The organism is Streptomyces sp. NPDC058295 (assembly GCF_042880655.1).
GTDB classification, from domain to species: Bacteria; Actinomycetota; Actinomycetes; order Streptomycetales; family Streptomycetaceae; genus Streptomyces; species Streptomyces coriariae.
Genome location: NZ_JBHVYO010000015.1, coordinates 63,290 through 88,225 on the forward strand (window position 1 = coordinate 63,290; position 24,936 = coordinate 88,225).

At 72.8% G+C, this 24,936-nt stretch carries 22 protein-coding genes and 1 pseudogene; 6 read left to right on the top strand and 17 right to left on the bottom strand.

What is annotated here, in order from left to right; translation table 11 throughout:
• Nucleotides 1-150: 150 nt before the first annotated feature.
• Nucleotides 151-408 (top strand): hypothetical protein, encoded by a 258-nt coding sequence (locus tag ACFVYS_RS18115; protein ID WP_389503081.1) that lies wholly within the window; start codon nucleotides 151-153, stop codon nucleotides 406-408.
• Between the two features lie 73 nt (nucleotides 409-481).
• Here the strand turns inward: ACFVYS_RS18115 and ACFVYS_RS18120 are convergent, their stop codons facing one another.
• The 10 genes and pseudogenes from ACFVYS_RS18120 to infC all read right to left on the bottom strand — a co-directional run bounded on the left by ACFVYS_RS18120 (nucleotide 482) and on the right by infC (nucleotide 11,008).
• Nucleotides 482-1,018: an NUDIX hydrolase gene (locus tag ACFVYS_RS18120; RefSeq protein WP_078616030.1), complete on the bottom strand. Its 537-nt coding sequence runs from the start codon at nucleotides 1,016-1,018 to the stop codon at nucleotides 482-484.
• Between the two features lie 149 nt (nucleotides 1,019-1,167).
• Nucleotides 1,168-2,508: a transcriptional regulator gene (locus ACFVYS_RS18125; RefSeq protein ID WP_389503083.1), complete on the bottom strand. Its 1,341-nt coding sequence runs from the start codon at nucleotides 2,506-2,508 to the stop codon at nucleotides 1,168-1,170.
• A 221-nt stretch (nucleotides 2,509-2,729) separates the two neighbouring features.
• A pseudogene (locus tag ACFVYS_RS18130) lies at nucleotides 2,730-3,222 on the bottom strand (PP2C family protein-serine/threonine phosphatase); the annotation flags it as partial.
• 258 nt (nucleotides 3,223-3,480) lie between these two features.
• On the bottom strand, nucleotides 3,481-6,003 hold the full coding sequence (gene pheT / locus ACFVYS_RS18135) for a phenylalanine--tRNA ligase subunit beta (RefSeq protein ID WP_389503085.1): 2,523 nt from the start codon (nucleotides 6,001-6,003) through the stop codon (nucleotides 3,481-3,483).
• The gene (gene pheS, locus ACFVYS_RS18140) at nucleotides 6,003-7,124 is read right to left on the bottom strand and encodes a phenylalanine--tRNA ligase subunit alpha (protein ID WP_389503087.1); all 1,122 of its coding nucleotides are present in this window, start codon (nucleotides 7,122-7,124) and stop codon (nucleotides 6,003-6,005) included. Before pheS ends, pheT begins: the two co-directional genes overlap by 1 nt.
• 151 nt (nucleotides 7,125-7,275) lie before the next feature.
• Complete coding sequence (locus tag ACFVYS_RS18145; protein ID WP_389503089.1) at nucleotides 7,276-8,415, bottom strand: ATP-binding protein; 1,140 nt, start codon at nucleotides 8,413-8,415, stop codon at nucleotides 7,276-7,278.
• Nucleotides 8,416-8,468: 53 nt separating this feature from the next.
• Nucleotides 8,469-9,329, bottom strand: coding sequence for a TrmH family RNA methyltransferase (locus ACFVYS_RS18150; protein ID WP_389503091.1), 861 nt, complete (start codon nucleotides 9,327-9,329; stop codon nucleotides 8,469-8,471).
• Between the two features lie 197 nt (nucleotides 9,330-9,526).
• Nucleotides 9,527-9,910 (bottom strand): 50S ribosomal protein L20, encoded by a 384-nt coding sequence (rplT, locus tag ACFVYS_RS18155; protein ID WP_319094073.1) that lies wholly within the window; start codon nucleotides 9,908-9,910, stop codon nucleotides 9,527-9,529.
• 97 nt (nucleotides 9,911-10,007) lie between these two features.
• On the bottom strand, nucleotides 10,008-10,202 hold the full coding sequence (rpmI, locus tag ACFVYS_RS18160) for a 50S ribosomal protein L35 (RefSeq protein ID WP_006374321.1): 195 nt from the start codon (nucleotides 10,200-10,202) through the stop codon (nucleotides 10,008-10,010).
• A gap of 107 nt (nucleotides 10,203-10,309) precedes the next feature.
• Entirely contained in the window at nucleotides 10,310-11,008 is a 699-nt protein-coding gene (infC, locus tag ACFVYS_RS18165; protein WP_389503265.1) for a translation initiation factor IF-3, read from the bottom strand.
• Between the two features lie 395 nt (nucleotides 11,009-11,403).
• Here infC and ACFVYS_RS18170 point away from each other — a divergent pair, with 395 nt between their 5' ends.
• Nucleotides 11,404-11,781 carry a DUF1844 domain-containing protein gene (locus ACFVYS_RS18170; protein ID WP_389503094.1) on the top strand — a complete coding sequence of 126 codons (378 nt, stop codon included), beginning with the start codon at nucleotides 11,404-11,406 and terminating at the stop codon, nucleotides 11,779-11,781.
• A 65-nt stretch (nucleotides 11,782-11,846) separates the two neighbouring features.
• On the opposite strand, the gene ACFVYS_RS18175 is transcribed toward ACFVYS_RS18170, so the two are convergent.
• A complete protein-coding gene (locus ACFVYS_RS18175) occupies nucleotides 11,847-12,578 on the bottom strand; it encodes an SseB family protein (protein WP_389503095.1) in 732 nt (243 codons plus the stop codon).
• Nucleotides 12,579-12,729: 151 nt separating this feature from the next.
• On the opposite strand from ACFVYS_RS18175, the gene ACFVYS_RS18180 reads away from it, so the two are divergent.
• Nucleotides 12,730-13,743 carry a serine hydrolase gene (locus tag ACFVYS_RS18180; protein WP_389503096.1) on the top strand — a complete coding sequence of 338 codons (1,014 nt, stop codon included), beginning with the start codon at nucleotides 12,730-12,732 and terminating at the stop codon, nucleotides 13,741-13,743.
• 13 nt (nucleotides 13,744-13,756) lie between these two features.
• Here ACFVYS_RS18180 and mycP read toward each other — a convergent pair whose 3' ends face one another.
• Both mycP and ACFVYS_RS18190 read right to left on the bottom strand, forming a co-directional pair.
• On the bottom strand, nucleotides 13,757-14,965 hold the full coding sequence (gene mycP, locus ACFVYS_RS18185) for a type VII secretion-associated serine protease mycosin (RefSeq protein WP_389503098.1): 1,209 nt from the start codon (nucleotides 14,963-14,965) through the stop codon (nucleotides 13,757-13,759).
• Nucleotides 14,962-16,056: a hypothetical protein gene (locus tag ACFVYS_RS18190; RefSeq protein WP_389503100.1), complete on the bottom strand. Its 1,095-nt coding sequence runs from the start codon at nucleotides 16,054-16,056 to the stop codon at nucleotides 14,962-14,964. Before ACFVYS_RS18190 ends, mycP begins: the two co-directional genes overlap by 4 nt.
• 1,436 nt (nucleotides 16,057-17,492) lie before the next feature.
• On the opposite strand from ACFVYS_RS18190, the gene ACFVYS_RS18195 reads away from it, so the two are divergent.
• On the top strand, nucleotides 17,493-18,695 hold the full coding sequence (locus ACFVYS_RS18195; protein ID WP_389503102.1) for an amino acid deaminase/aldolase: 1,203 nt from the start codon (nucleotides 17,493-17,495) through the stop codon (nucleotides 18,693-18,695).
• Nucleotides 18,696-18,715: 20 nt separating this feature from the next.
• Here the strand turns inward: ACFVYS_RS18195 and ACFVYS_RS18200 are convergent, their stop codons facing one another.
• The 3 genes from ACFVYS_RS18200 to ACFVYS_RS18210 are packed head-to-tail and all read right to left on the bottom strand — an operon-like array spanning nucleotide 18,716 to nucleotide 22,294.
• Nucleotides 18,716-19,507: a 3-oxoacyl-ACP reductase gene (locus ACFVYS_RS18200; RefSeq protein ID WP_389503104.1), complete on the bottom strand. Its 792-nt coding sequence runs from the start codon at nucleotides 19,505-19,507 to the stop codon at nucleotides 18,716-18,718.
• A complete protein-coding gene (locus tag ACFVYS_RS18205; RefSeq protein WP_389503106.1) occupies nucleotides 19,504-20,883 on the bottom strand; it encodes an aldehyde dehydrogenase family protein in 1,380 nt (459 codons plus the stop codon). The genes ACFVYS_RS18200 and ACFVYS_RS18205 overlap by 4 nt, the downstream gene beginning before the upstream one ends.
• Nucleotides 20,884-20,929: 46 nt before the next feature.
• Nucleotides 20,930-22,294, bottom strand: coding sequence for a glutamine synthetase family protein (locus tag ACFVYS_RS18210; RefSeq protein WP_389503108.1), 1,365 nt, complete (start codon nucleotides 22,292-22,294; stop codon nucleotides 20,930-20,932).
• Between the two features lie 105 nt (nucleotides 22,295-22,399).
• Here ACFVYS_RS18210 and ACFVYS_RS18215 point away from each other — a divergent pair, with 105 nt between their 5' ends.
• Together ACFVYS_RS18215 and ACFVYS_RS18220 are read left to right on the top strand one after the other, a co-directional pair.
• Nucleotides 22,400-23,134 carry a FadR/GntR family transcriptional regulator gene (locus ACFVYS_RS18215; protein ID WP_389503110.1) on the top strand — a complete coding sequence of 245 codons (735 nt, stop codon included), beginning with the start codon at nucleotides 22,400-22,402 and terminating at the stop codon, nucleotides 23,132-23,134.
• A gap of 53 nt (nucleotides 23,135-23,187) precedes the next feature.
• Nucleotides 23,188-23,895 carry a gamma-glutamyl-gamma-aminobutyrate hydrolase family protein gene (locus tag ACFVYS_RS18220; RefSeq protein ID WP_389503112.1) on the top strand — a complete coding sequence of 236 codons (708 nt, stop codon included), beginning with the start codon at nucleotides 23,188-23,190 and terminating at the stop codon, nucleotides 23,893-23,895.
• A gap of 86 nt (nucleotides 23,896-23,981) precedes the next feature.
• On the opposite strand, the gene ACFVYS_RS18225 is transcribed toward ACFVYS_RS18220, so the two are convergent.
• Nucleotides 23,982-24,911, bottom strand: coding sequence for a LysR family transcriptional regulator (locus ACFVYS_RS18225; RefSeq protein WP_389503114.1), 930 nt, complete (start codon nucleotides 24,909-24,911; stop codon nucleotides 23,982-23,984).
• Between the last annotated feature and the right edge of the window lie 25 nt (nucleotides 24,912-24,936).

Sequence of the window (24,936 nt, forward strand, 5' to 3'; positions counted from 1 at the left end):
CTCGGAGTGCCGGGCCCGCGGCATTCACACGCCGTGTGCGCCACGGGTCCGCATATGCCTGGCGCACACTCTCCCGGTCGGCCCACCAGGCGAGTTCACTCGTCATGCGCATGCAAGGGATGGGAGACGACTACGGAAAGGAGCGGCCACGTGACCGCCGACCCCGAACATCCCGTGGTTCAAGGAGAACTCGCAGAGTTACGTCGCCGGCTCGATGTGGCCTACGCCCGCGTCGAGGGCGGGCTGGCCCTGCTGTCCCACCGCACCGAGCAGACCGCCAAGGAAGTGGACGAGCTGAACACCCGCATGATCTCGCTGGAACACGCGCGCTGGCCGCTGCCCTCGCTCGCGGCGCTCACGGCCCTGGGGGCACTGGTCGCCACGGTCTGGCAGGCGCTGGCCCACTGAACCCGGCCCGTCCACGGCCGGTCCACGGCGGGTCCACGACCGGTCGACAGCCGGTCCACGGCCCGTCCCGCGGCTAGCCCTCGGCGAGCCTGAGATGGTGCAGCAGCATCAGCGCGGCCACCATGTTGGCGGCCGGGACCTCCCCCCGGGCGACCAGGTCGGGAACGACCTTGAGGGGGACCCACTCCCGGCGGTCCGACTCGAAGTCGTCCACCGGGTGTCCCACGTACTCACCGTGCTCCGACCAGTAGATGTGATGGACTGCGTCGGTGAGCCCGTTGGACGGCTCCACGCTCATCAGGTGGCGCAGCGGCCCCGGCCGCCAGCCGGTCTCCTCCTCCAGTTCCCTGGCGGCCGCGCGGACGATGTCCTCGCCGTCCTCGACGACTCCCGCCGCGAGTTCCCAGCCCCAGCTGTCGGTGATGAAGCGGTGGCGCCACAACAGGAGAACCTCGTTGGCCCGGTTCACGACCGTCGCGACCGCGACCGGCCTCAGCCGTATGAGGAAGTGGTCGAGGTGCCGGCCGTCGGGCAGCTCCACATCTGCCAGGTTGACGCTGAACCAGCGGTTTTCATACACAGTTTGTTCGTTCTGTTTCGTCCACTGCACGGTTCTGCCACCTTCCGTCGGGTGAGTGGCAATATCGCAGCAGGAACTATGCAGCGTCGGCGAAGCAGCCGGTGTCGGCGCCCGGGTGGGTGTCGTGACGGTGTCGTGTCAGTGGTCGGATGCTGGTCGGATACCCCACCGCGCCCCGCCTACAGCGGTACGCGCAGTGCCCCGTCGATGAGTTCGGCGGCCTCGGCCGTGCCCGCGCAGCCGCTGCGCACCAGATGCTCGCGCACCGCCCGGAGTCTGTCGCGCAGGCGCTGGGACTCCATGCCCCGGGCCTGTTCGGCCATCTGCACCGCGGTGACCACCGCCTTGTCGGTGTTGCCCTGGCGCAGTTCGATCGTGCTGAGCATGGCGAGCCGGTGTACCCGCCCCCGGTCGTGCGCCGGGGTGTCGACGGCGGCCGCGGCGTGCTCGGCGGCGGCGGCGAGGTCGCCGAGGCTGAGCAGCGCCTCCGCCACCTGGACGTTGACCAGGCCCGGTTGGACATAGCCGGTCTCGTCGGGCTCGCGTCCGCGCCGGATGTGATCGGCGGCGGTTTCGGCACGCCGGATGCACGACAGGGCGCTCGTGCCGTCGCCGAGGTGGGCGTACGCCTTGGCCTGCATCGCGTACAGGTCGGAGGCGAGGGCGGGCGTGATCTGCCGGCCCGCCGCCCGCAGCGCGGCCTCCGCGAAGGCGACGGCCTGCCGGTACTCCCGCATGAACAGCGACTGGTTGACGAGGAGGGCGATGACGTACGCCCCGAGTCCCCGGTCCCCACTGGCCTTTGCCAGCCGCAGCGCCTGGTGGAAGTAGCGCTGGGCCAGGCCGTGCGCGTCCGAGTCGTACGCGCAGATCCCGGCGACCGCCACCAACCCCCCGGTGGCCCGGTGCAGTTGACGGCCCGTCTCGTCGGTGTAGCTGCCGCGCAGCAGCGGCGCCGTCTCCGCGTTGAGGAAGCCGACGACACGGCTGCGGGTCGCGATGCCGCCCGCCTTGCGGTACATCTGCTCGTAGTGGGCGCGGGCGGACCGCAGCATCTCGATGTCGGCCGAGGTGACACGGTGCCGGCCGCCCCGGGAGACGTCGACGTCCTCCGGCGGGTTCTCCCACTCCCACACCGGCATCACGGCCGGCGTGCCGGTGACCGCGGGCGCCCCCAGGAGGTGCGGGCGCTGCTGCTCGTCGGAGCGCCACAGGGCGGTGGCCCGCTCGACGAAGCCGGAGAGCGAGGTGCCGTGCGGGCCGGCCGGTTCGCCGGGCACGCCGAGGCCGATGTCGTCGAGGGTGACCGGCCGGTGCAGCCGCCCCGCGAGCACCTCGCAGATCAGGTCCGGCACCTGGCCCCGCGGCCGCTGGCCCTTCAGCCAGCGGGCCACCGCCGTGTGCTCGTACCGCAGCGCGAGTCCACGGGCCCGTCCGGCCTGGTTGACGTGGGCGGCGAGGCCCGCGTGCGAGACGCCCGCCTCGTCCAGGATCGCGTCGAGCAGAGTGTTGGGCTGCATGGGTGCCCCCCGGGTGCCTCGATGCCGTCAGAGTAGTGGCTCCGTCCTCACACGGGGTGTGAACGGAGTACGCGCATCCGCAGGGTGCGCGCGCTGTCGCGGAGCGTTTCCGGTCGCTTGACTGAAACCCCTCGCAAGAGGTTCGCCGGGCCGTCGGCTCCCCCTCATAAAGCGACGGCCCGGCGGTGCGGTGCGGTGCGCTCCGCGGGTCGGGCGGAGGACTATCTGCGCGTTGTCGGCTGCGGGTGTGTCGTGGCTGGTCGCGCAGTTCCCCGCGCCCCCAGGGGGCTGGACTCGCGGTCGTTCTCCAGTGCCAGCAGGGCGGATGTCGTCCGTGGGTCTGCCGGTCGTGTGGCGCAGGAGTGCGGCCAGGATCGTGCGGAGGATCTGCTGGGGGGAGACGGGATGGTCGTGCGCCGCTTTGGTGAGCGCCTCCGGCAACGAGAAGAACCGGCCCCTGGCGTCCCGCGCGTCCTCCACGCCGTCCGTGAAGAGGACGAGGGACTCGGCACGGAGCAACCGCCCGCAGGGTGTGGCGGACAACTCCGCCGGCAGCGGGAACGGGCCCGGGGGCGGCAGCGGATCCGCCCGGGACAGCGGCCGCACGCTCGCGCCGCTCATCAGGTACGGCCAGGGATGCCCGCAGTTCAGGACGTGCAGCTCGCCGTCCTCCCGGATCTCGAGCACCAGGACGGTGACGAACTCCTCCGTGACCGTGGCAAGGATCCGGCGTGACGGCCGCCTGATGCCGAACATGTCGTTGGTCCCCCGTCCAGGCCCCGACAACGCAGATCGGACCGGCCCCGAAAGGCCGGTCCGATTCTGTCGAGGTCACGGCCCGGAAGGCCAGATCACCAGGAGATCTCATCCGAAGGAGTGAGGTAACCGAGGAAGCGCCCCCAGGGGTCGGGGAACCGCGCGACCAGCCGCGACGACGTCGCGGTCGGCCGCGAACCGCGGCTCCCCCGCCGCCTAACCGCGCAGCACCGCTCCCGTACGCTCGCCCGCCAGGGCAACGGCCGCATCCCTCGCGGCCGACGCCTCGTCGACGGTCAGCGTCCGGTCGTCCGCGCGGAAGCGCAACGCGTACGCGAGCGACTTCCGCCCCTCACCGAGCTGCTCCGCGTTCTCGTACACGTCGAACAGCCGGATCCCCTCCAGCAGTTCACCCGCGCCATCGCGCAGCGCGGCCTCGACGTCGGCGTGCGGGACGAACCTGTCGACGACGAGGGCGACGTCCTGCGTGGCCACCGGGAACGTCGAGATGCTCGGCGCCTGGGGCGTGTCGTCGCCGACCTGCTCCAGCACGTCCAGGTCCAGCTCCATCGCGGAGGTGCGCGAGGGCAGCCCCAGGGCCTTCAGCACCCGCGGGTGCAGCTCACCGGCGTGGCCCACGACGCGCTCGGCACCGTCGACGACGACCAGCAGCTCGGCGCACCGGCCCGGGTGCCACGGCCCGTACTGGCCGCTGCGGACGACCAGTTCGGCCCCCGCCTCACGGGCGACGGCGCGCGCCGCCTCGACGGCGTCGGCCCAGTCCGCGGGGCGGCCCTTGCCCCACCAGCCGGCCTGCTCGCGGGCGCCCGCGAGAACGACGGCGACATGGCGCGGCTGCGCGGGCAGCACGGCGTCCAGGGACGCGATCTCCTCCTCGGTGGGGCGGCGGTCGACGGGCAGATGCCCGGCGACGCGCTGCTCCTCCTGCGGGAGGAAGACCAGCCCGGTCTCGAAGAGCGCCAGGTCGTGCGAGCCCCGGCCGTCGTTGCGGCGCAGGGCGGCCAGCAGGCCCGGCAGCAGCGACGTACGGAGCGCGGGCTCCTCGTCGTTGAGCGGGTTCGTCAACCGGACGACACGGCGGGCCGGGTCGTCGGCGTCCAGGCCGAGCTGGTCGAAGACCTGCTCGGCGATGAACGGGTAGTTCGGCGCCTCGACATAGCCGGAGCCGGCCAGGGCGCGGCCGACGCGGCGGTGCAGCCGCTGGCGGTGGGTGAGACCGCGGCCGGAGGGCGGCTTGGGCAGCGTGGAGGGCAGGTTCTCGTAGCCCTCCAGCCGGATGACCTCCTCCGCGAGGTCGTTGACCTCGGCGAGGTCGGGCCGCCAGGACGGGACGGAGACGATCAGCTCGTCCTGCCCGTACACGTCGCAGCCGATCTCCTGGAGACGGCGGACGACGGTCTCCCGACCGTACTCCACGCCCGCGACCTTGTCCGGGTGGTTCGCCGGGACGCTGATCGTGTGCGGGCCGGAGGGGGCGATGATCTCCGTGACGCCCGCGTCGGCCGTACCGCCGGCGAGCAGGACCAGCAGGTCGACCGTGCGCTGCGCGGCGGCCGCCGCGGCCTGCGGGTCGACACCACGCTCGAAGCGCCTGGACGCCTCGGAGGACAGCTTGTGCCGGCGGGCCGTACGAGCGATCGACACCGCGTTGAAATGGGCGGCCTCGATGACCACGTCGGTCGTCGAGGCGCCGCCGTTCTCGGCGGCCTCGTGATCGGCGATCTCGGTGTTGGCGCCGCCCATGACGCCGGCGAGGCCGATGGGACCGCGGTCGTCGGTGATCACCAGGTCCTCGGCGTGCAGCTCCCGCGTCACCCCGTCGAGGGTGACGATCCGCTCGCCCTCGCCGGCCCGGCGCACGCCGATGGTGCCCTGGACCAGCGAACGGTCGTAGGCGTGCAGCGGCTGGCCGATCTCCATCATCACGTAGTTGGTGATGTCGACGGCGAGCGAGATCGGGCGCATGCCGACCTTCTGGAGCCGTCGCGTCAGCCAGATCGGGGAGCGCGCCTCGGGGCTCAGACCGGTGACGGTGCGGGCGGTGAAGCGGTCGCAGCCCATCGGCTCGGAGACCTGCACCGGGTAGCCGAAGGCGTTCGGCGCCGGTACGTCGATCAGCGCCGGGTCGCGCAGCGGCAGACCGTAGGCGATGGCGACCTCGCGGGCGACACCGCGGATGGACAGGCAGTCGCCGCGGTTGGCGGTGACGGCGATGTCCAGGACCTCGTCGACCAGCTCGAGCAGCTCGATGGCGTCCTTGCCGACCTCGGTCTCCGGCGGCAGCACGATGATGCCGTGGCTGCCGTCGTCGCCCATGCCCAGCTCGTCGCCGGAGCAGATCATGCCGTGGGAGGTCCTGCCGTACGTCTTGCGCGCGGCGATCGCGAAATCGCCGGGCAGGACGGCGCCCGGGAGGACCACGACGACCTTGTCGCCGACGGCGAAGTTGCGGGCGCCGCAGACGATCTCCTGGGGCTCACCGGTGCCGTTGGCGGTGCCGACGTCGACGGTGCAGAAGCGGATCGGCTTCTTGAAGCCCTCCAGCTCCTCGATGGTGAGCACCTGGCCCACGACGAGGGGGCCCTTGAGGTCGGCTCCGAGAGGCTCGACGGTCTCCACCTCGAGGCCCGCCGACACGAGCTTGGCCTGCACGTCACGGCCGGTCTCGGTGGCCGGCAGGTCGACGTACTCCCGCAGCCAGGAAAGCGGGACCCGCATCAGATCTCCATCCCGAACGGCCGGGTGAACCGGACGTCACCCTCGACCATGTCTCGCATGTCTTCGACGTTGTGGCGGAACATCAGCATCCGCTCGATGCCGAACCCGAAGGCGAACCCGCTGTACTTCTCCGGGTCGACGCCGCAGGCGGCCAGCACCTTGGGGTTGACCATGCCGCAGCCGCCGAGCTCGATCCAGCCCTCGCTGGAACAGGTGCGGCAGGGCCGGTCGGGGTTGCCGACGGACTCGCCGCGGCAGACGTAGCACACCATGTCCATCTCGGCGGACGGCTCGGTGAAGGGGAAGAAGTTCGGCCGCAGCCGGGTCTTCATGCCCTCGCCGAACAGCGACTGGACCATGTGGTCCAGGGTGCCCTTGAGGTCGGCCATGGTCAGGCCCTCGTCCACGGCCAGCAGCTCGACCTGGTGGAAGACCGGGGTGTGCGTCGCGTCCAGCTCATCGGTGCGGTACACGCGGCCGGGGCAGATCACGTACACCGGCAGCTCGCGGCCGAGCAGCGAGCGGATCTGGACCGGCGAGGTGTGGGTGCGCAGCACGACACCGGACTCGGTGCCGCCCTGCGGGCCCTGCACGAAGAACGTGTCGGCCTCGCCGCGGGCCGGGTGGTCCGGGCCGATGTTGAGCGCGTCGAAGTTGAACCACTCGGCCTCGACCTGCGGGCCCTCGGCGACCTCGTAGCCCATGGCCACGAAGACGTCCTCGATGCGCTCCGACAGCGTGGTGAGCGGGTGGCGGGCGCCGGCCGGTACGCGGTCGTACGGCAGTGTGACGTCCACCGCCTCCTCGACCAGCACGCGCTGGTCACGCTCGGCCTCGAGCTCCTCCTGGCGGGCGGCGAGGGCCTTGTTCACGGCGCCCCGGGCCTGGCCCACCAGCTTGCCGGCGGCCGCCTTGGCGTGCGGCGGCAGCGCGCCGATCTCGCGGTTGGCCAGGGCCAGCGGGGAGGTGCCGCCGGTGTGCGCGACCTTGGCCTCCTGGAGCGCTTCGAGGGAGTCCGCGGCGGCGAAGGCGGCGAGCGCCCCGTCCCGCATGCGCTCGATCTCTTCCGGTTTCAAGGCCTCGACCTCTACCGGGTCGTACGACTTATTCGGTGCCGACATCTCTTCCCGTGCTTCCGGTTGGCTGGCTGAAGGTCCCCGTCACCGACTCACGCAGAGGTCAGAGGGCCGTCCATGGGACACAAAGGTGCCAAAGGCCGAGTCTAACGGGGTGGAGGTATACGGATGCGCCCGCGGGCTGCCCGGCCGGTTCTCAGGTGAGATACGCCGGGGTGCTCACGGGCAACGTAAATCGGAACTCGGCGCCGCCGCCGGGGGCGCGGCCGACCGTGATGACGCCGCCGTGGGCTTCGACGATGCCCTTGACGATGTACAGCCCGAGGCCCGTGCCGCCGCGCTTGCTGCCCCGCCAGAAGCGGGTGAAGACGCGGTTCATGGACTCCTCCGGGATGCCGGCGCCCTCGTCGCTCACGGTGACCGACGTGCCGGTGTCCTCTCCCTCACGGGGGGACGCGGCGGGCGTGACATCGATCGTGACGGTTCCCTCGCCGTGGCGCACCGCATTTTCGATGAGGTTGCTGAGCACCTGGTCGACCTTGTCGGGGTCCGCCCACAGGGCGGGCAACGGCTGCTCGAGACGCAGCAGGAACCGGTCGGCGGGCTGTCCGGCGGCGACGTAGGCCTGGATGTGCCGGCCCACGGCCGCGCCCATGTCGACGGGCTGACGGCGCAGCTCCAGCCGTCCCGAGTCGATGCGCGAGATGTCGAGCAGCTCGGCGATGAGGCGGGTGACCCGGTCCGCGTCGGCGTCGACGGTCTCCAGCATCAGCCGCTTCTGGTCGTCGGTGAACCTCGACCACTTGGCGAGCAGGGTGGCGGTGAAGCCCTTGACCGAGGTGAGGGGGGAGCGCAGCTCGTGGGCGACGGTGGCGATCAGCTCGGCGTGGCTGCGTTCGGTGCGGCGGCGGGCCTCGGTGTCGCGGATCGAGACGACGACCCGGCGGACCGGTCCGGTGGGTTCGCCGCGGACGTACCGCACCGTGACGAGCACCTCGCGACCGCCCGGCAGCAGCAGGTTGCGCTCGGGCTGTCCGACCCGGATGGCGAGGCCGCCGTAGGGGTCGGTCAGCTGCCACCAGCGGCGGCCTTCGAGGTCCTCCAGCGGCAGCGCCTTCTCCAGCCGCTGTCCGAGGGCGTCCGAGGCGGACACGGCGGTGATGCGCTGGGCGGCGGCGTTGAAGCAGACGACGTGCCCGTGTTCGTCGGCGACCACGAGCCCGTCGGGCAGGTCGTCGGGGTCGATGCCGAGACCGGTGAGGTCACCGGCCGGCCGGGGTGCGGAGGCGTCGGGGACGGCCTGCGTATCCCGTGTACCGCTCATGCCGACGCTCATTCCCCGTACCCCACCTCTCAGACGACTGAGGGGCCCCCGAGCTGGTCACCCTACTAGCTCTCGGTGACGGAGCGGCACCCTCCGGAGGCGCGCTGTGCACGGGCCGATGCATAGAGACATACGGCGGCGGCGGTCGCGAGGTTCAGGCTCTCGGCCTTCCCGTGGATCGGAACCCGCACGACGGCGTCCGCGAGGTCCCGGGTCTCCTCCGGGAGCCCCCAGGCCTCGTTCCCGAACACCCACGCCGTGGGCCCGCCCATCGTCCGCTTGTCCAGCTCGTCGTCGAGGTCGTCGTCCCCGGCGCCGTCGGCGGCGAGGATCCGCACTCCGGCGTCCTTCAGCCCGGCCACGGCCTGTTCGACGGGGACCCCGACCGCCACGGGGAGGTGGAAGAGGGAGCCCACGGAGGCGCGGACGGCCTTGGGGTTGTAGAGGTCGACGGAGGCGTCGGTCAGGACGACGGCGTCGGCGCCCGCGGCGTCCGCGCACCGCAGGACGGTGCCGGCGTTGCCGGGGTCGCGCACATGGGCCAGGACGGCGACCAGCTTCGGCCGGGCGGCGAGGATCTCCTCGAAGGGCGTGTCCAGGAACCGGCAGATGCCGACCAGCCCCTGCGGGGTCACCGTGGTGGAGATGTCCTCGATGACCTGTTCGTCGGCGAGGTGCACCCGGGCGCCGACGGCGCGGGCCTCGCCGATGATGTCGGCGTACCGCTCCGCGGCCTCGACGGTGGCGAACAGCTCCACGAGGGTCGCGTCGCCGCCGGCCCGGTGCGCGGCCGCCTCCCGCACGGCCTGCGGCCCCTCCGCGAGAAACAGCCGTTCCTTGCCCCGGAAGTTCCGCTTGGCTAGCCGCCGGGCGGCGGAGACCCGGGGCGAGCGGGGGGAGATCGGCTCGGGGCTGGCGGCGGGCATGTTCTGGTTCACCTTCGATATCCGTGCAGCTCGCATGGCAGCGAGGGACGACTGCGACCCCTCGGGGGCGCGGGGAACTGCGCGACCAGCCACCGACGGCCCGAACCCGGACGACGGCCGCAACGGGGCAGAAGCAAAGGACCCGCAGGCCGTCAAACCTGCGGGTCCTTTCACGTCGGCCTAAGGCCAGCGCAGCGTCACGCGGCCTTGGGCGCGTTCACGTCCGCCGGGAGGGCCTTCTGCGCGACCTCGACCAGCGCGGCGAACGCGGTGGCGTCGTTCACGGCCAGCTCGGCGAGGATCTTGCGGTCGACCTCGATGTTCGCGGCGTTCAGACCCTGGATGAAGCGGTTGTACGTGATGCCGTTGGCGCGGGCAGCCGCGTTGATGCGCTGGATCCACAGCCGACGGAAGTCGCCCTTGCGCTTCTTGCGGTCGTTGTAGTTGTAGACCAGCGAGTGGGTGACCTGCTCCTTGGCCTTGCGGTACAGGCGCGAACGCTGCCCGCGGTAACCCTTGGCGGCCTCGAGGATCGCCCGGCGCTTCTTGTGGGCGTTGACTGCCCGCTTGACGCGTGCCACTTGTTTAACTCCTTGTAGCGGGGCCGTGGTGGGACTCACACGACCCGGAATCGATGGGGTCCCGGTCTGTCATCAGGCGCGCGTCACGCGCCCGACGTCACTTGCCGAGAAGCTTCTTGATCTTCGCGGCGTCGCCCGGGGCCATCTCGGCGGTGCCGGTGAGGCGGCGCGTCACGCGGGACGACTTGTGCTCGAGCAGGTGGCGCTTGCCGGCACGCTCGCGGAGCACCTTGCCGGAGCCGGTGATCTTGAAGCGCTTGCTGGCACCGCTGTGCGACTTGTTCTTCGGCATAGCGCCGTTATCTCCTCGTCGGTGGCGTTCCGGTGCCCGGTCGTGAAACCGGGCACGGTGGAACGTCGCTTGTATCGGTTACGTCCTTGGGACTCGCGTCCCGCGGATCACGCCTCGGCGGAAGCCTCGGCAGGGGCCTCGGCGTCAGCCTCGGTGCTCACGACGTCGGTGTCGACGTCGCCCTCGGCGTTGACGGCGTCGGCATCCGCGGCGTTCTGCGAACGACCCGGGTTGGCCTTCGCCTCGGCCTTGCGGGCCTCCTGCGCCTGACGGGCCTCGGCCATCGCCTCGGTCTTCTTCTTGTGCGGACCGAGAACCATGATCATGTTTCGGCCGTCCTGCTTCGGGTTCGACTCGATGAACCCGAGGTCCTGGACGTCCTCCGCGAGACGCTGCAGCAGCCGGTAGCCCAGCTCGGGCCGGGACTGCTCACGACCGCGGAACATGATCGTGATCTTGACCTTGTCGCCCTGCTTGAGGAACCGAACGACGTGACCCTTTTTGGTGTCATAGTCGTGCGGGTCGATCTTCGGCCGGAGCTTCATCTCCTTGATGACCGTGTGCGCCTGGTTCTTGCGCGCCTCACGGGCCTTCATGGCCGACTCGTACTTGAACTTCCCGTAGTCCATGAGCTTGCAGACCGGGGGGCGGGCTGTCGCCGCGACCTCGACCAGGTCCAGGTCGTACTCCTGGGCAAGCTCCAGTGCCTTGGCCAGGGGGACGATGCCCACCTGCTCGCCACTGGGACCGACAAGTCGCACCTCTGGAACGCGAATCCGGTCGTTGATGCGGGGCTCGGCGCTGATGGATCCTCCTAGATAGCACCACGCGGCGGTCTGGCGAACGGCCGCGTAACGTCTTGGTTGTTAGTCCTGTAACCACGCCGAAGCACAAAAAAATGCCCCGGACGATCACATGCGGGGCTCCAAGCACTACCGGAGCACCGCCGCGTGAACGCGGGGCGCACTACCGGGCGACTCCATCGTCCGTACGGAACGATGGTGGCCGCCTGACCGGGGTGACCCGCCGTCCGTGAGGACAGTCGGGTGGGAGTTCGGAGCCTCCACTTGTGGGCCGGGCCCGCCTGCTGAGGGGCACGCGTGTCCGACCGGTCGTTACACGAGATTAGCAGTCTGCGCCAGGAACGGCCAATCGAGCCTCGGTACGGAGACCGGGCCGGCCTGCGCCTATCGTGTGGGGCATGAGTGACTCCTCCCCCGCCGGCCCCGCCGAGACCCCCGGCGCCCCCGACTTCGACGAGATGACCCGCGACATCGCCGAGGTCCCCGCCGTCGAGGTGATCGTGACGGTCGCCGTCAACCTGATGAGCGCCGCCGCCGTGAAGCTGGGGCTCACCGAGGAGGGCGACAAGTACAAGGACCTCGACGAGGCCCGCAAGCTCATCCACGCCCTCGCCGGCCTGCTGGACGGCAGCGCGACCGAGATCAGCTCCTTCCACGCGGCGCCGCTGCGCGACGGTCTGAAGTCGCTCCAGCTGGCGTTCCGCGAGGCGTCGATCGTCCCGGACGAGCCGGGCCAGGGCCCGGGCGAGAAGTACACGGGCCCGGTCTACGGCTGAGCCGGCTTCGATCTACGGCTGAGCCGGCTTCTCCGCTTCTCCGCCGGTCCGGCGCAACCGCCGGTTCAGTTCTTCACGTACAGGGGCTCGCCCGGAGGCGTCGTCCCGGCCGGCAGCAGTGCCAGGTCGAGGCCGCGCACCAGGCGGGCCCTCAGTGTCTCGTCGGCGGCGAGCCGCCCGGCCACCGCCCGGGCCGCCTCGGCGGGGACGGCGGCCGGGTCGAGGACGAGGGCGAGGGTGCCGTCCGCCTGCCCCGGCCCGAGGTGGGCGCTGAGGACCGACGGTTCGGCGGCCACGGCAGCCCGTACCGCCGCCCGCACCGCCGGATCGGCGAGCGGGTCGGCCGACGTACGGCCCTCGGCGAGTGCCAGCAGCGCCGGTCCGGTCAGTTCGAAGGCCACCGGTCCCGCCAGGTCGAGGACGACCGTGTCGGCCTTCTCGTGGGCGGCGGCCTGGAGCGCCTGGTGCAGCGGTACGGCGACCGGGCGGGCCTCCGGATCCCAGCGGGCGAGCGAGTCCGTGGACGTGAACGCGGGCAGCGCGGTGCGACCGCCCGCCTTCAGCGTGGGCACCGCCATGTCACTGGTCTTCTCGCGGCGCAGACCCTTCTCGTCCACCTCCACCTCGCCCAGCACGGCCACCACGGGCACCAGGAGCCGGGCGCCCTTGAGGGCCGCCAGGACCGGGCCCACGGCGGTGCGGTCCTCGGCCCAGGCGGCGAGCGCCTCGCTCAGCCGGGGGTCGGCGGAGCCGTCGTCGTCGGAGAAGCCGGAGTCGGGAATGTTCTTGTTCGCCACGGTCGTCGACCCTATCGGGGGGATGATGCTGCGCTTGTGCGGGGCCCGAAACACGGCGGTGACGCCTTTCACCGGATTCTCAGACTTCCCTGACGTGCCTCTAACCTCCGTCTAACGGTGCGCACAGTCGCCGCCCCGAGCATCGACGGTCATGGAGTCCTCCAGAGCACGTCGCAACCGCCGCGCTCGACCCTCCCGGCGCCGTCCGCTCCTCTGCACGGCACTCGCCACGGTCGCCGTCCTCGGGGCGACGGCGGGCGGGACCGTTTATGTGAAGGCACAGGCGCACTCGGGTACGGGAGTCGTATCGTCGTCCTCCGCGACGCCGTCGGCGTCCGGTTCGGGGAGCGGAGAGGTGTCGGTGGAGACGGTGGCGGCGCCCGAGGTGGACCACGACGCGCTGCTGGCGTCCGCGATGAAGTCGGTGACCGTACCGGGCGACGCGGCCGTGTCCGTGGCCGTGCTCGACCTCGGCTCCGGTGACAACGCCACCTACGGCGAGAGCGCCTTCGACACGGCGAGCATCGTCAAGGTGGACATCCTGGCGACGCTGCTGCTCCAGGCACAGGACGCGGACCGGCGTCTCAGCGCGGCCGAGAAGACGTACGCCACCGCGATGATCGAGAACAGTGACAACGACTCCGCGTCGGCGCTGTGGCGGATCATCGGGAAGGCGCAGGGGCTCGACGCCGCGAACGAGCGGTTCGGGCTGACGGACACCGCGGGCGGCGACGACATGCTGTGGGGGCTGACGCAGACCACGGCCGCCGATCAGCTCACCCTGCTCCAGGAGGTCTTCGGGGACGACTCGGAGCTGAGCGAGGCGTCGCGGACGTACCTCCGGGGCCTGATGGGGCAGATAGCCGTCGACCAGCGGTGGGGAGTCTCGGCAGCGGCCGACGGGTCCTCGTGGGCGTTGAAGAACGGCTGGCTGGCGCGCAGCACGACCGGGCTGTGGGACATCAACAGCATCGGCCGGGTGACCGTCGACGGCCACGACACCCTGGTGGCCGTGCTGTCGAACGGCAACGCGACGCAGACGGCCGGGATCTCGCTGGTCGAGAAGGTGGCGCGGACGGCGGTGTCGGCGCTGCGGGACGGTGGCGCCTCGACAGCGGCCTCCGCGTCTGCCGCCGCGTCGGCCTCGCCGTCCGCCGCCGACTAGCCGGCGGGCCTCGTCAGGGCTGGAGCGTCTCGTAGGCCCCGGGCCGGTCGCGCTCGCGGCGGCCGCGCCACAGGACGACCGCCGCCACCAGCAGCACTCCCCCGGCACCGCCCGCCAGCGGCCCCGCCCAGTCGGCCGTGTCGTCGTCCGCCTTCGGCTTGTCCGGGCCGGAGCCGAAGTACCGCTCGCCGTAGGCCGCCGATTGCAGGCCCTCCGGCTTGAGGTCGGCGGCGGCCGTGATCGCGGCGGCCGGGTCGATGAACCCGAAGCCGCGGGAGTCGTCGCGCCCGCCGGTGGGGGCGTTGCGGGCGGTGTCCTCCAGGAGCTTCTTGATCTGGGCCGGGGTGAGGCCGGGCCGGGCGCCCTTGATGAGCGCCACGGCCCCCGAGACGAAGGCGGAAGCGGCGCTGGTCCCCCAGCCCTCGTAGTACTTGTGGTCCGGGTCCGCGATCACGACGTCGACGCCGGGCGCGCTGACCGTGGCGTACCAGCGGCGGGTGGAGAAGGAGGCGCGGGTGCCGTAGCGGTCGACGGCGGTCGCGGCGATGACGCCCGGGTAGGCGGCCGGGTAGGAGATGTGGTCGCCCTTCTCGCCGCCGTTGCCGGCCGAGGCGACGACGACCGAGCCCTTCTTCAGCGCGTACTGGACGGCCTCGTCCTCGGCGGGCTCGGGGTGGGCGGAGGCGGAGTCGTCGCCCAGGGAGAGGTTGATGACGTCGGCGCCCTGGTCGGCGGCCCAGCGGATGCCCTCGGCGAGGGCGTTGCCGCGGGTGTTGCGGGCCTTGGTGCGCTGCGGGTCGCCGTCCTCCAGGATCACGCGGACGGGCAGGATCTTCGCCTCCGGGGCGACGCCCAGCACACCGTCGGCGTTGCCGCTGCCATGGCCGTGACCAGCGATGATGCCGGCCATCGCGGTGCCGTGGCGGGCCCACGCGCGGTCACCGGGACCGGCTCCGAAGCCGACCATGTCCTTGCCGGTGAGCACGTTGCCGGTGAGGTCGGGGTGGTCGGCCTCGACGCCGGTGTCCAGGACGGCGACGGTGACGCCCGCGCCCTTGGTGGTCTGCCAGGCCTCCTGGGTGTGCAGGGCCTCCAGGGCCCACTGCTTGGCACGGATGCCGTCGGCGTAGGCGGTGGAGGGCGGCACGAGGGCGACGGTGGCGGCGAGGAGACAGCACAGGAGCCCGGCCCTGCGGGTCGTACGGCTCGTACGGGTGCTCATGAGGGCTGCTCCGAGGGCGTGACGGCGGTCTTGCGCAGGCCGCGCTCGATGCGGTCGGCGAGGCCCTGGGCCTCGTTGCCGAGACCCGCCTGCGCGGGGGCCGTGGTGGCGCCCGTCGCGGTGGCCGCCGGGGCGGACTGCGGGGTGTCGACCACGCGGCCGTCGGCCCAGCCGGAGACGGCGTAGACGACGACGGGTGCGTCGGTGAGGACGGAGACCGTCCACGCCGCGCGCTGCTTGTCGCCGAAGGCGGCGGCGACGGTGCCCTTCACGGCGTACGGCCGGGGCATCAGATCGGCCCGCTCCGCCAGCTTCTCCTTGGTGAAGCGGGTGTCGAGCGCACGCATGGCGGTCGCGTCGGCCGTGGTGAACAGCAGACCGACGGTGGTCACATAGCTCTGGGTGGCGTCGGTGTAGGTGGCCCGCAGGAGCCGCCCGCAGCCGACCGGGGCGAGGGTCTTGAGCAGCAGCGGGTCGAAGGCGCCGGCGCAGTCGCCGTCCGGGGCGACGGCGATCCGCGTCCAGGTGCGGTCGGCGCCGCCGGGACCCGCGCCCTGCCCGTCGACCGTGGGCGGGAACAGCTGATCGACCGGCACGTTGTGCCACAGGCCGCCGGCGGTGGTGTAGGTACTGCGCTCGGCGGCGTCCGCGGAGTCCCCGACCAGCCAACTGCCGGTGACCGCACCGCCGATGAGCCCCATGCCGAGGACGACACAGACGGCGGCCGCGACGACGCGTCCCCGGCGGCCGAGGATCCCGGACATGTCCCGGTACCCCTCGGGGCGCGCGAAGGTCACCACGGGCCGGGTGGCGCCGCGGGTGCCGCCCGGGGCCATGGGAGCGCTCCAGGACAGGGACGGATCGGGGCCGCTCGCCACGCCCGGGCCGCCGTCGGTCCGCCGCGGAGTCTCCGGCGCGGGAGGCGCGGCGGGAACGGGCGGCACGGCGAAGCCGGGCTGCCGCACGGCCGCCCCGGGGCTCCAGGCGGGCCCGTCGTCGGCCACCGCCGGGCCCGCCCGGGAGTCACCGCGCAGACCGCCCCCGGCGTCCTCCGCCTCCGTCTCCCTCCGACTCCGCCCGGGCGCGGGCACCCAGCTCCGGGGCAACGGCGACCAGGCACTGTCGGACGCGGGCGCGGCAGAGGGGGCACCCGTCGAGCCTGCGGGCCGGGAGGGCGGCGGCGGGCCGACAGGCCGGGAAGGCGGCGGGGCGACGGGGCGGGTGCCCGAGCCCGCGGAGAAGAAGTCGCCCGGGGCGGCGGGCCGGGAGTTGCCCGAACCACTGGGGTACGTGCCCGAGCCCGCGGAGAAGTCCGAGCCTGCGGGACGCGAGCCGTTCGAGCCGGCGGGACGAGCACGCGTGGGACCGGCGGAACGGGGACCGGCAGGGCCCCCGGGAGGGGAGCTCTCGGGGCCGGCCGGGCGGGCGGCCTCCCCGTCGGTGGGACGGGGAGCAGCCGTACCGGCGCGAGGGGCGGCGCCGCCCGGGCCTGCGGGACGGGAGTCCTCGGAGGAGGCGGGGCGGGGGGCCGGCCTGGTGGGCCGGGGGGCGCGGCGGAAGTCGTGTGGCGGGGCCGGACGGGGCACATGAGGGGCCGCCGGGCGTTCTTCGGCTCGCGGGGGCGTCCCCGCGTCGTCGCGGCCTGGGGCCGGGGCGGGGCGGGGTGGCTGCGGCGGGATGTCCGGGAAACGGGCCGACGCGGGCGGCGGGGGCGGGGTCATGGCGTCCGTGTGCTGGGCCCGCAGGTCGGTGAAGCGCGGGGCGGTGCGGGGAAGGGAGGAATCCGTGCCCGCCGAAGGGAAGCGGCCCCCCGCAGAGGAGGAACCGTCCCCCGAGGAAGGGAAACCGTCCCCCGAGGACGGGAAGCCGTCCCTCGGAGACGAGAAGTCGTCCGCCGGGGAGGGGAAGTCGTCTCCGGATGTGGGCTCGCCCGGGGCGGCTGCCTTCGCTCCGGACGCGCCGGGCGTCGCACCGTGCGGGGACTCCCGCTCAGCCCGCTGTCGCGGTGGGCCGGTCGGCGTCCGAGGCGGCGCGGCGGACTCCCGCGGCTCGGCGGCGGGGGTCGCCCGGCGCTCGGGGTCGCGTTTCGGCGGCTCGGCGGGGGCCTGGCCGGCGCTCTCCCGGTCCGTCGGGGCCGTCGGGGGCTGGGTCGGGCGGGGCGGGGTGGCGGGGCGGGGCGGGACACCGGGGTGGGGCGGCACGTCCGGGCGCGGGGGGACCGAGGCGCGGCGTGCTTCCGTGCTCATGCACCCCCCGTTTCCTCGTCCCCGGGCCGTCGTTCTGGTACGCGGGCGGTCGGTCTCGTGCCCGGGCGGCCCGGCGCGGACGCGGTGGTCCGCCCTGGGCACGCATACCCGCACCGGCGGACCGGCATCCCGACGCGGTTGCCCGGCCGGAGCCGTCCTCCGTGCGTGCGCGTCACTCTACGGCTTGTCGCGGGGCGAACGGGAACCAGTCCGCGACGCCCGGGGCTTCTGCCCGGAACGTCCCCCTACCCTGCGGTAATCCTGTCTGGCAGGCTTCGTTCATGACTGCGCGCGCCGCCGACCGGGCCCGTTACGACCGGGCCACCGCCCATCTCGACGCACCTCTCGCCCTCGTGGACCTGGACGCCTTCGACGCCAACGCCGAGGACCTGGTCCGCCGGGCCGGCGGCAAGCCGATCCGTGTCGCCAGCAAGTCCGTCCGCTGCCGGACGCTGCTGGAACGCGTCCTGGCCAAGGACGGTTTCGCCGGCATCATGTCGTTCACCCTCGCCGAGTCCCTGTGGCTGGCCCGGTCCGGGTTCGACGACATCCTCCTCGCCTACCCGTCGGCCGACCGCACCGCCTTCGCCGAACTGGCCGCCGACCCCAAGCTCGCCGCCGCCGTCACCGTCATGGTCGACGACGTCTCCCAGCTCGACCTCATCGACGGCGCGCGCGGCGAAGGGCGCGAAGTCATCCGGGTCTGCCTGGAGTTGGACACCGCGTTGAAGTTCCTCCGAGGCCGGGTCCGGGTCGGCGCCCTGCGCTCGCCGCTGCACTCCCCCGCCCAGGTCGCCGACGTGGCGAGGGCCGTCGCCCGGCGGCCCGGTTTCAAGGTCGTGGGGATCATGGCCTACGAGGGGCACATCGCCGGGGTCGGCGACGCCGTCGCCGGGCGGCCCTTCCGGTCCCGGGCCATCCGGCTGATGCAGGCCACCGCCCGGCGCGAGCTCGCCGAGCGCCGCGCCGCGGTCGTGCGCGCGGTGCGGGCCGTCGTACCGGATCTGGAGTACGTCAACGGCGGCGGCACCGGCAGTGTGCAGCACACCGCCGCCGAGGACGCGGTCACCGAGATCGCGGCCGGGTCGGGGCTGTACGTGCCGCGTCTGTTCGACAACTACACGTCCTTCAGCGGCCGTCCGGCTGCCCTGTTCGCCCAGCCCGTCGTCCGGCGGCCGGGGGTGGGGATCGTCACCGTCCTCGGCGGCGGGTATCCCGCGTCCGGGGCCGCGGGGCCCGACCGGCTGCCCGTGCCGTACCTGCCCGAGGGGCTGCGGTACGACCCCCAGGAGGGGCCGGGCGAGGTGCAGACGCCGCTGCTCGGCTCGCCCGCCGACGATCTGCTGATCGGCGACAAGGTGTGGTTCCGGCACGCGAAGGCCGGTGAGCTGTGCGAGCGGTTCGACGTGCTGCACCTCGTCGAGGGGGACGCGGTGACGGCGACCGTGCCGACCTACCGGGGTGAGGGCCGGACCTTCCTGTAGGCGGCCGGCCGTGCGGCGGCCTAGAGCGGGGTCACGTAGGCCCCGGAGATCCCGCCGTCCACCAGGAAGTCGGAGGCGTTGACGAAGGAGGAGTCGTCGCTGGCCAGGAAGGCGACGGCGGCGGCGATCTCCTCGGCCTCGGCGAACCGGCCGACGGGAATGTGCACCAGCCGGCGGGCGGCCCGCTCCGGGTCCGTGGCGAACAGCTCCTGGAGCAGCGGGGTGTTGACCGGCCCCGGGCAGAGGGCGTTCACGCGGATGCCCTCCCGGGCGAACTGCACGCCCAGTTCACGGGACATGGCGAGGACTCCGCCCTTGGACGCCGTGTACGAGATCTGCGAGGTGGCGGCGCCCATCCGGGCCACGAAGGACGCCGTGTTGATGATGGAGCCCCGGCCCTGGCGCCGCATGTAGGGGATCGCGGCCTTGCAGCACAGGTAGACGGAGGTCAGGTTGACCTCCTGGACGCGCTTCCAGGCCTCGAGGCCGGTCTCCAGGATGGAGTCGTCGTCGGGCGGGGAGATGCCGGCATTGTTGAAGGCGATGTCGACGCTGCCGTAGGTGCCATAGGCGGTCTTGAACAGCGCCTCGACCTGCTCGGGGTCGGTGACGTCGACCTTCACGAAGGTCCCGCCGACCTCCTCGGCGGCCGCCTTGCCGCGGGTCTCGTCGACATCGCCGCAGACGACGTGCGCACCCTCGGAGGCGAGCCGGCGCGCGGTGGCGAGGCCGATGCCGCTGCCGGCTCCGGTGATGACTGCGGTGCGGCCGACCAGACGGCGGCAGATGATCTCGTCAGGCGATGCGGTCACTGTGCGGGGCCCTCCGTGCTGATGAAGACGTTCTTGGTTTCGGTGAAGGCGGTCAGGGCGTCCGGACCCAGTTCACGGCCGACGCCGGACTGCTTGTAGCCGCCGAACGGGGTCCAGTAGCGGACGCTGGAGTGGGAGTTGACGGACAGGTTGCCGGCCCGGACCGCCTGGGAGACGCGCAGCGCCCGGCCGATGTCCCGGGTCCAGATGGAGCCGGAGAGGCCGTAGGGGGTGTCGTCGGCGAGCCGGATCGCGTCCGCCTCGTCGGTGAAGGGGAGCAGGACGGCGACGGGGCCGAAGATCTCCTCGCGGGCGGCGGGCGCATCGGGTGCGGCGCCGGTGAGGACGGTCGGCGGGAACCAGAAGCCGGGTCCTTCGGGCGCGGTGCCGCGCAGTGCCTCGGCGTCGTCCGGGACGAACGACCGTACGCGGTCGACCTGTTGACGGGAGATCAGCGGGCCCATCCGGGTCTTCGCGTCGGCCGGGTCGCCGACCGTCACGGCGGCCAGTTCCCGCGCCAGGTGGTCGGCCACCTCGTCGTAGACCGATTCCTGGACGAGGACGCGGGTGCGGGCGCAGCAGTCCTGGCCGGAGTTGTCGAGGAAGGAGAACGGGTCGACCGCGGCCTTCAGGTCGGCGTCCGCGAAGACGATGTTGGGGCTCTTGCCGCCGAGTTCCAGGGTGACCGGCTTGACCTGCCGGGCACAGCGTTCCATGACCTCGCGGCCGGTGCGGGTGGAGCCCGTGAACACGATCTTCGCCACGCCCGGGTGGTCGACGAGCGCACGGCCGGCGACGGCTCCGTGGCCGGGCACCACCTGGAAGAGGTGCTCCGGCAGGCCCGCCTCCAGGGCCAGTTCGGCCAGGCGCAGGGCGGTGAGCGGGGTGGTCTCGGCGGGCTTGAGGACGACGGCGTTGCCTGCCGCGAGGGCCGGGAAGGAGCCCCAGGCGGCGATGGGCATCGGGAAGTTCCAGGGGGCGATCACCCCGACCACGCCGAGCGGCTCCTGGAAGGTGATGTTCCAGCCGCCGGGTACGGGGATCTGGCGGCCCAGGAGCCGCTCGACGCCGCCGGCCGCGTACAGGAGCAGATCGCGGGCGTTGCCCGCCTCCCAGCGGGCGTTCCCGAGGAGGTGGCCGGCCTCGCGGACCTCGAGGAGCGCCAGTTCCTCGACGTGTGCGTCGACGACGTCGGCGAAGCGGCGCAGCAGCCGGGCCCGGTCGGCCGGGGCGGCGGCCGCCCAGGCCCGCTGGGCGGCGCTCGCGCGGGCGACCGCGCGGTCCACGTCGGCCGCGTCCGCGGCCGGGACGGTGGCGACGATCTCCTCGGTGGCCGGGTTGAGAACGATCAGCTCGGGCGGGTGCGGATCGGGCACGGAAGGGCCTTTCACGGGCGGGTGCGGCACGGACGGGCGGGACGGCTCACAGGCGTTCGAAGGAGCGGCGCAGCTCCCAGTCGGTGACCGCCGCGTCGAAGGCCTCCAGCTCGACGCGTGCCATGTTGCGGTAGTGCGCGACGACCTCCTCGCCGAACGCGGCCAGCGCGATCGGGCTGGCGGCCCAGATCTCGGCGGCCTCGCGGAGGGTGGTCGGGACGTGTGCGTACTCGGCGGTGTAGGCGTTGCCGGGACAGGCCTCGGGCAGCTCCAGCTTCTGTTCGATGCCGTAGAGGCCTGCCGCGACCAGGCCCGCGACCGCGAGGTGCGGGTTGACGTCACCGCCGGGCAGCCGGTTCTCGAAGCGCATCGAGCGGCCGTGGCCGACGACGCGCAGGGAGCAGGTGCGGTTGTCGTATCCCCAGGCGACGGCGGTCGGGGCGAAGGAGCCCGGCTGGAACCGCTTGTAGGAGTTGATGTTCGGGGCGTAGAGGAGGGAGAAGTCGCGCAGGGCGGCGAGCTGTCCGGCGAGGAAGTGCCGCATGACGTCGGACATCCCGCCTTCCCCGTCGCCGGCCATGACGTTGGTGCCGCCGGCGTCGGTGAGCGAGAGGTGGATGTGGCAGGAGTTGCCCTCGCGCTCGTTGAACTTGGCCATGAAGGTCAGCGAGACGCCTTCCTGGGCGGCGATCTCCTTGGCGCCGGTCTTGTAGATCGCGTGCTGGTCGCAGGTGACCAGGGCCTCGTCGTAGCGGAAGGCGATCTCGTGCTGGCCGGGGTTGCACTCGCCCTTGGCGGACTCGACGGTGAGTCCGGCGCCGGCCATCTCGTTGCGGATGCGGCGCAGCAGTGGCTCGACCCGGCCGGTGCCGAGCACCGAGTAGTCGACGTTGTACTGGTTGACCGGGGTGAGTCCGCGGTAGTTCGCGTCCCAGGCAGCCTCGTAGCTGTCCTTGAAGACGATGAACTCCAGCTCGGTGCCGACCTGGGCGGTGAAACCGTGCCCGGCGAGGCGCTCCAGCTGGCGGCGCAGGATCTGGCGCGGCGCGGCGACCACGGGCGAGCCGTCGTTCCAGGTCAGGTCGGCGATGAGCAGGGCGGTGCCGGCGTTCCACGGCACGCGGCGCAGGGTCGACAGGTCGGGGCGCATGGCGAAGTCGCCGTAGCCGCTCTCCCAGGAGGACATGGCGTACCCGTCGACGGTGTTCATCTCCGTGTCGACGGCGAGGAGGTAGTTGCAGCCCTCGGTGCCGTGCTGGAGGACCTCGTCGAGGAAGAACTGGGCGGCGAACCGCTTGCCCTGGAGACGCCCTTGCATGTCGGGGAAGGCCAGGACGACAGTGTCGATCTCACCGCTCGCGACGTGAGCGTGCAGCTCCTCGACGCCGAGCGGGGGTGTGCGGTCTGCCACGGGAAGGGCCTCCTTCGGCTTCCCCGGCTCCCCCGTCTTCTTCGGGCGGGCCGGGAGCCATAAGGTATTGCGGAGAACCATTGCTTGGGAAGGGGGCGCGGCCAGATGTCGGTGGACGCTGACAGCGGACCGGACGACCGGTTGACGCCGGTACTGCGGCCGGTGCGGGCCGGGAACGGCTTCGAGGAGGCGCTGGAGCAGATTCTCCAGGTGGTACGGCTGGGCCTGGTGCCGGGCGGCGAACGGCTGCCCGCCGAACGGGACCTGGCGGAGCGGCTCGGGATCAGCCGGGTGACGCTGCGCGAAGTGCTGAAGGTCCTCCAGGACCAGGGCCTGGTCGAGTCCCGCCGGGGCCGTTACGGCGGAACGTTCGTGCTGCCGCGTACCGACGCCGGCGGCGAGGACGAGCTGCGGCGGCGGATCGCGGAGGTCGACATCGAGGACGTGCTGCGCTTCCGCGAGGTGCTCGAGGTGGGCGCGGCGGGCCTGTGCGCGACGCACGGACTGACGGACGAGCAGGCGGAGCGCCTGCGCGAGGCGCTGGCCCGCACGGCGGACGCGCCGCTGGCCGACTACCGCCGGCTGGACACGATGCTCCACCTCACCCTGGCCGAGTTGTGCGGCTCGCCCTCGCTGACCGCGCGGTACGCGGCGGTCCGGGCCACGGTGAACGACCTGCTCGACTGCATCCCGCTCCTGGTCCGCAACCTGGAGCACTCGCAGCGGCAGCACCTCGCACTGGTGGAGGCGGTGCTGGACGGGGACGCGGACGGGGCGCGGGAGATGATGCGGGAGCACTGCGCGGGGACGGCCGCCCTGCTCAGGGGCTTCCTGACGTGAAATGGTATGACTACGATCCATTGCGGCGATCCCTTGCGGGAGCGGGAGGGCACATGACGGACGGCGCACGTCCGCTGATCGGCGTCAGCACGTATCTGGAGTCCGCGGCACGCTGGAGCGTGTGGGCGCTGGACGCCGCGCTGCTGCCCGTCGGGTACCCGCGGCTGGTGCAGCGGGCCGGCGGGCTGGCCGCGATGCTCCCGCCGGACGCTCCCGAGCACGCGGCGGCGGCCGTGGCCCGCCTCGACGGCCTGGTGATCGCGGGCGGCCCCGACGTGGAACCGGTCCGCTACGGCGCCGAGCCGGACCCCCGCACCGGGCCGCCGGCCCGGGAGCGGGACGCCTGGGAGCTGGCCCTGATCGAGGCGGCGCTGGCGGCGGACCTCCCGCTGCTGGGCATCTGCCGGGGCATGCAGCTGCTGAACGTCGCGCTCGGCGGCACCCTGACCCAGCACATCGAGGGGCACGCCGAGGTCGTCGGCGCCTTCGGCCGGCACCCGGTCAAGCCGATCCCCGGCACGCGGTACGCGGCGGCCGTCGAGGAGGAGACCTCCGTACCGGCCTACCACCACCAGGCCGTGGACCGCCTCGGCACGGGCCTGATCCCGTCGGCGTACGCGGCGGACGGCACCGTGGAGGCCGTCGAACTACCGTCGGCGGCCTGGGTGCTGGGCGTCCAGTGGCACCCGGAGATGGACGAGGACGTACGGGTCATGCACGCCTTGGTAAGAGCGGCGCGACCCAGCCCGTCCGGCGTTTGAGGACGAGGCCCTTTCGGGGCCGAAGGGGGGTCTGGGGGCACCGCCCCCAGGTTCGGGAAGGGAAGGGGCGGCGGGGGCGAGAGAACCTACCCCCGGGTCAACGACAACAGCTCCCGCGCCGGCCCCGCGGGCCGATGCCCCGTGGGCCACACCGCCCGCAGATCGCGCGCCAGCTCAACCCCCTCCACCGGCACCTTCACCAGCCGCCGCAGCCCCAGCTCCTCACCGACCGCCAGCTCACTCAGTACCGCCGGCCCCGCCCCACTGACCGCCGCCGCCTTGACCGCCGTCGTCGAGGAGAGCTCGATCAGCGGCCGGGCCAGACCACCCAGCGCCGTGTCGAGCACCTGCCGGGTCCCCGAGCCCTTCTCGCGCAGGATCAGCGGCGTCGAGGCCAGCTCGGCCGCGGGCAGCGGCCGCCGCCTGCGGGCCCACGGGTGGGCGGGCGCGACCACGACGATCAGATGGTCGTGGGCTATCACGGCCGAGTCCAGGCCGGGCGGCACCGTGAGGCCCTCCACGAAGCCGAGGTCCGCCTCCCCGGAGAGCAGCCGTTCGGCGACGGCCGCCGAGTTGCCCGCGAGCAGCGACACCGCCGTGTCCGGCCGCCCGGCGCGCAGCGCGAGCAGCCAGCCGGGCAACAGGTACTCGGCGATCGTCATGCTGGCCGCCACCCGCAGCCGCGAGTCGCGGCGGACCCGCAGCGCCTGCGCCCCCGCGTCGAACGCCCGTGCCGCCTCGACGACCCGCCCCGCCCAGTCCGTCACCAGCGCGCCGGTGTCCGTGAGCCGGGAGCCGCGTGGCGAGCGGTCCACCAGGGCGACGCCCAGCTGGCGTTCCATGGAACGGATCCGGCTGCTCGCGGCCGGCTGTGTGATGCCGAGCTCCCGTGCGGCCGCGCCCAGGCTGCCCAGCCGTGCCACCGCCAGCAGCAGCTCCAGCGCGCCCAGGTCCGGGACCCGGTGCGCGATCGAACCCGTTCCGCCGTCCGCCGGCTGTTCCTCGACACTCCCCATAAGCCCAGCTTATGTCCCCATAGAG

What these genes read in the sequence shown, in the direction of transcription:
- ACFVYS_RS18170 (WP_389503094.1), top strand. Translation starts at nt 11,404, where the DNA reads ATGAGTGACTCCTCCCCCGCCGGCCCCGCCGAGACCCCCGGCGCCCCC.
- pheS (WP_389503087.1), bottom strand. Translation starts at nt 7,124, where the DNA reads ATGTCGGCACCGAATAAGTCGTACGACCCGGTAGAGGTCGAGGCCTTG.
- ACFVYS_RS18225 (WP_389503114.1), bottom strand. Translation starts at nt 24,911, where the DNA reads ATGGGGAGTGTCGAGGAACAGCCGGCGGACGGCGGAACGGGTTCGATC.
- ACFVYS_RS18220 (WP_389503112.1), top strand. Translation starts at nt 23,188, where the DNA reads ATGACGGACGGCGCACGTCCGCTGATCGGCGTCAGCACGTATCTGGAG.
- pheT (WP_389503085.1), bottom strand. Translation starts at nt 6,003, where the DNA reads ATGCGGGTCCCGCTTTCCTGGCTGCGGGAGTACGTCGACCTGCCGGCC.
- ACFVYS_RS18125 (WP_389503083.1), bottom strand. Translation starts at nt 2,508, where the DNA reads ATGCAGCCCAACACTCTGCTCGACGCGATCCTGGACGAGGCGGGCGTC.
- ACFVYS_RS18145 (WP_389503089.1), bottom strand. Translation starts at nt 8,415, where the DNA reads ATGAGCGTCGGCATGAGCGGTACACGGGATACGCAGGCCGTCCCCGAC.
- ACFVYS_RS18195 (WP_389503102.1), top strand. Translation starts at nt 17,493, where the DNA reads ATGACTGCGCGCGCCGCCGACCGGGCCCGTTACGACCGGGCCACCGCC.
- ACFVYS_RS18150 (WP_389503091.1), bottom strand. Translation starts at nt 9,329, where the DNA reads ATGCCCGCCGCCAGCCCCGAGCCGATCTCCCCCCGCTCGCCCCGGGTC.
- ACFVYS_RS18180 (WP_389503096.1), top strand. Translation starts at nt 12,730, where the DNA reads ATGGAGTCCTCCAGAGCACGTCGCAACCGCCGCGCTCGACCCTCCCGG.
- rpmI (WP_006374321.1), bottom strand. Translation starts at nt 10,202, where the DNA reads ATGCCGAAGAACAAGTCGCACAGCGGTGCCAGCAAGCGCTTCAAGATC.
- ACFVYS_RS18215 (WP_389503110.1), top strand. Translation starts at nt 22,400, where the DNA reads ATGTCGGTGGACGCTGACAGCGGACCGGACGACCGGTTGACGCCGGTA.
- mycP (WP_389503098.1), bottom strand. Translation starts at nt 14,965, where the DNA reads ATGAGCACCCGTACGAGCCGTACGACCCGCAGGGCCGGGCTCCTGTGC.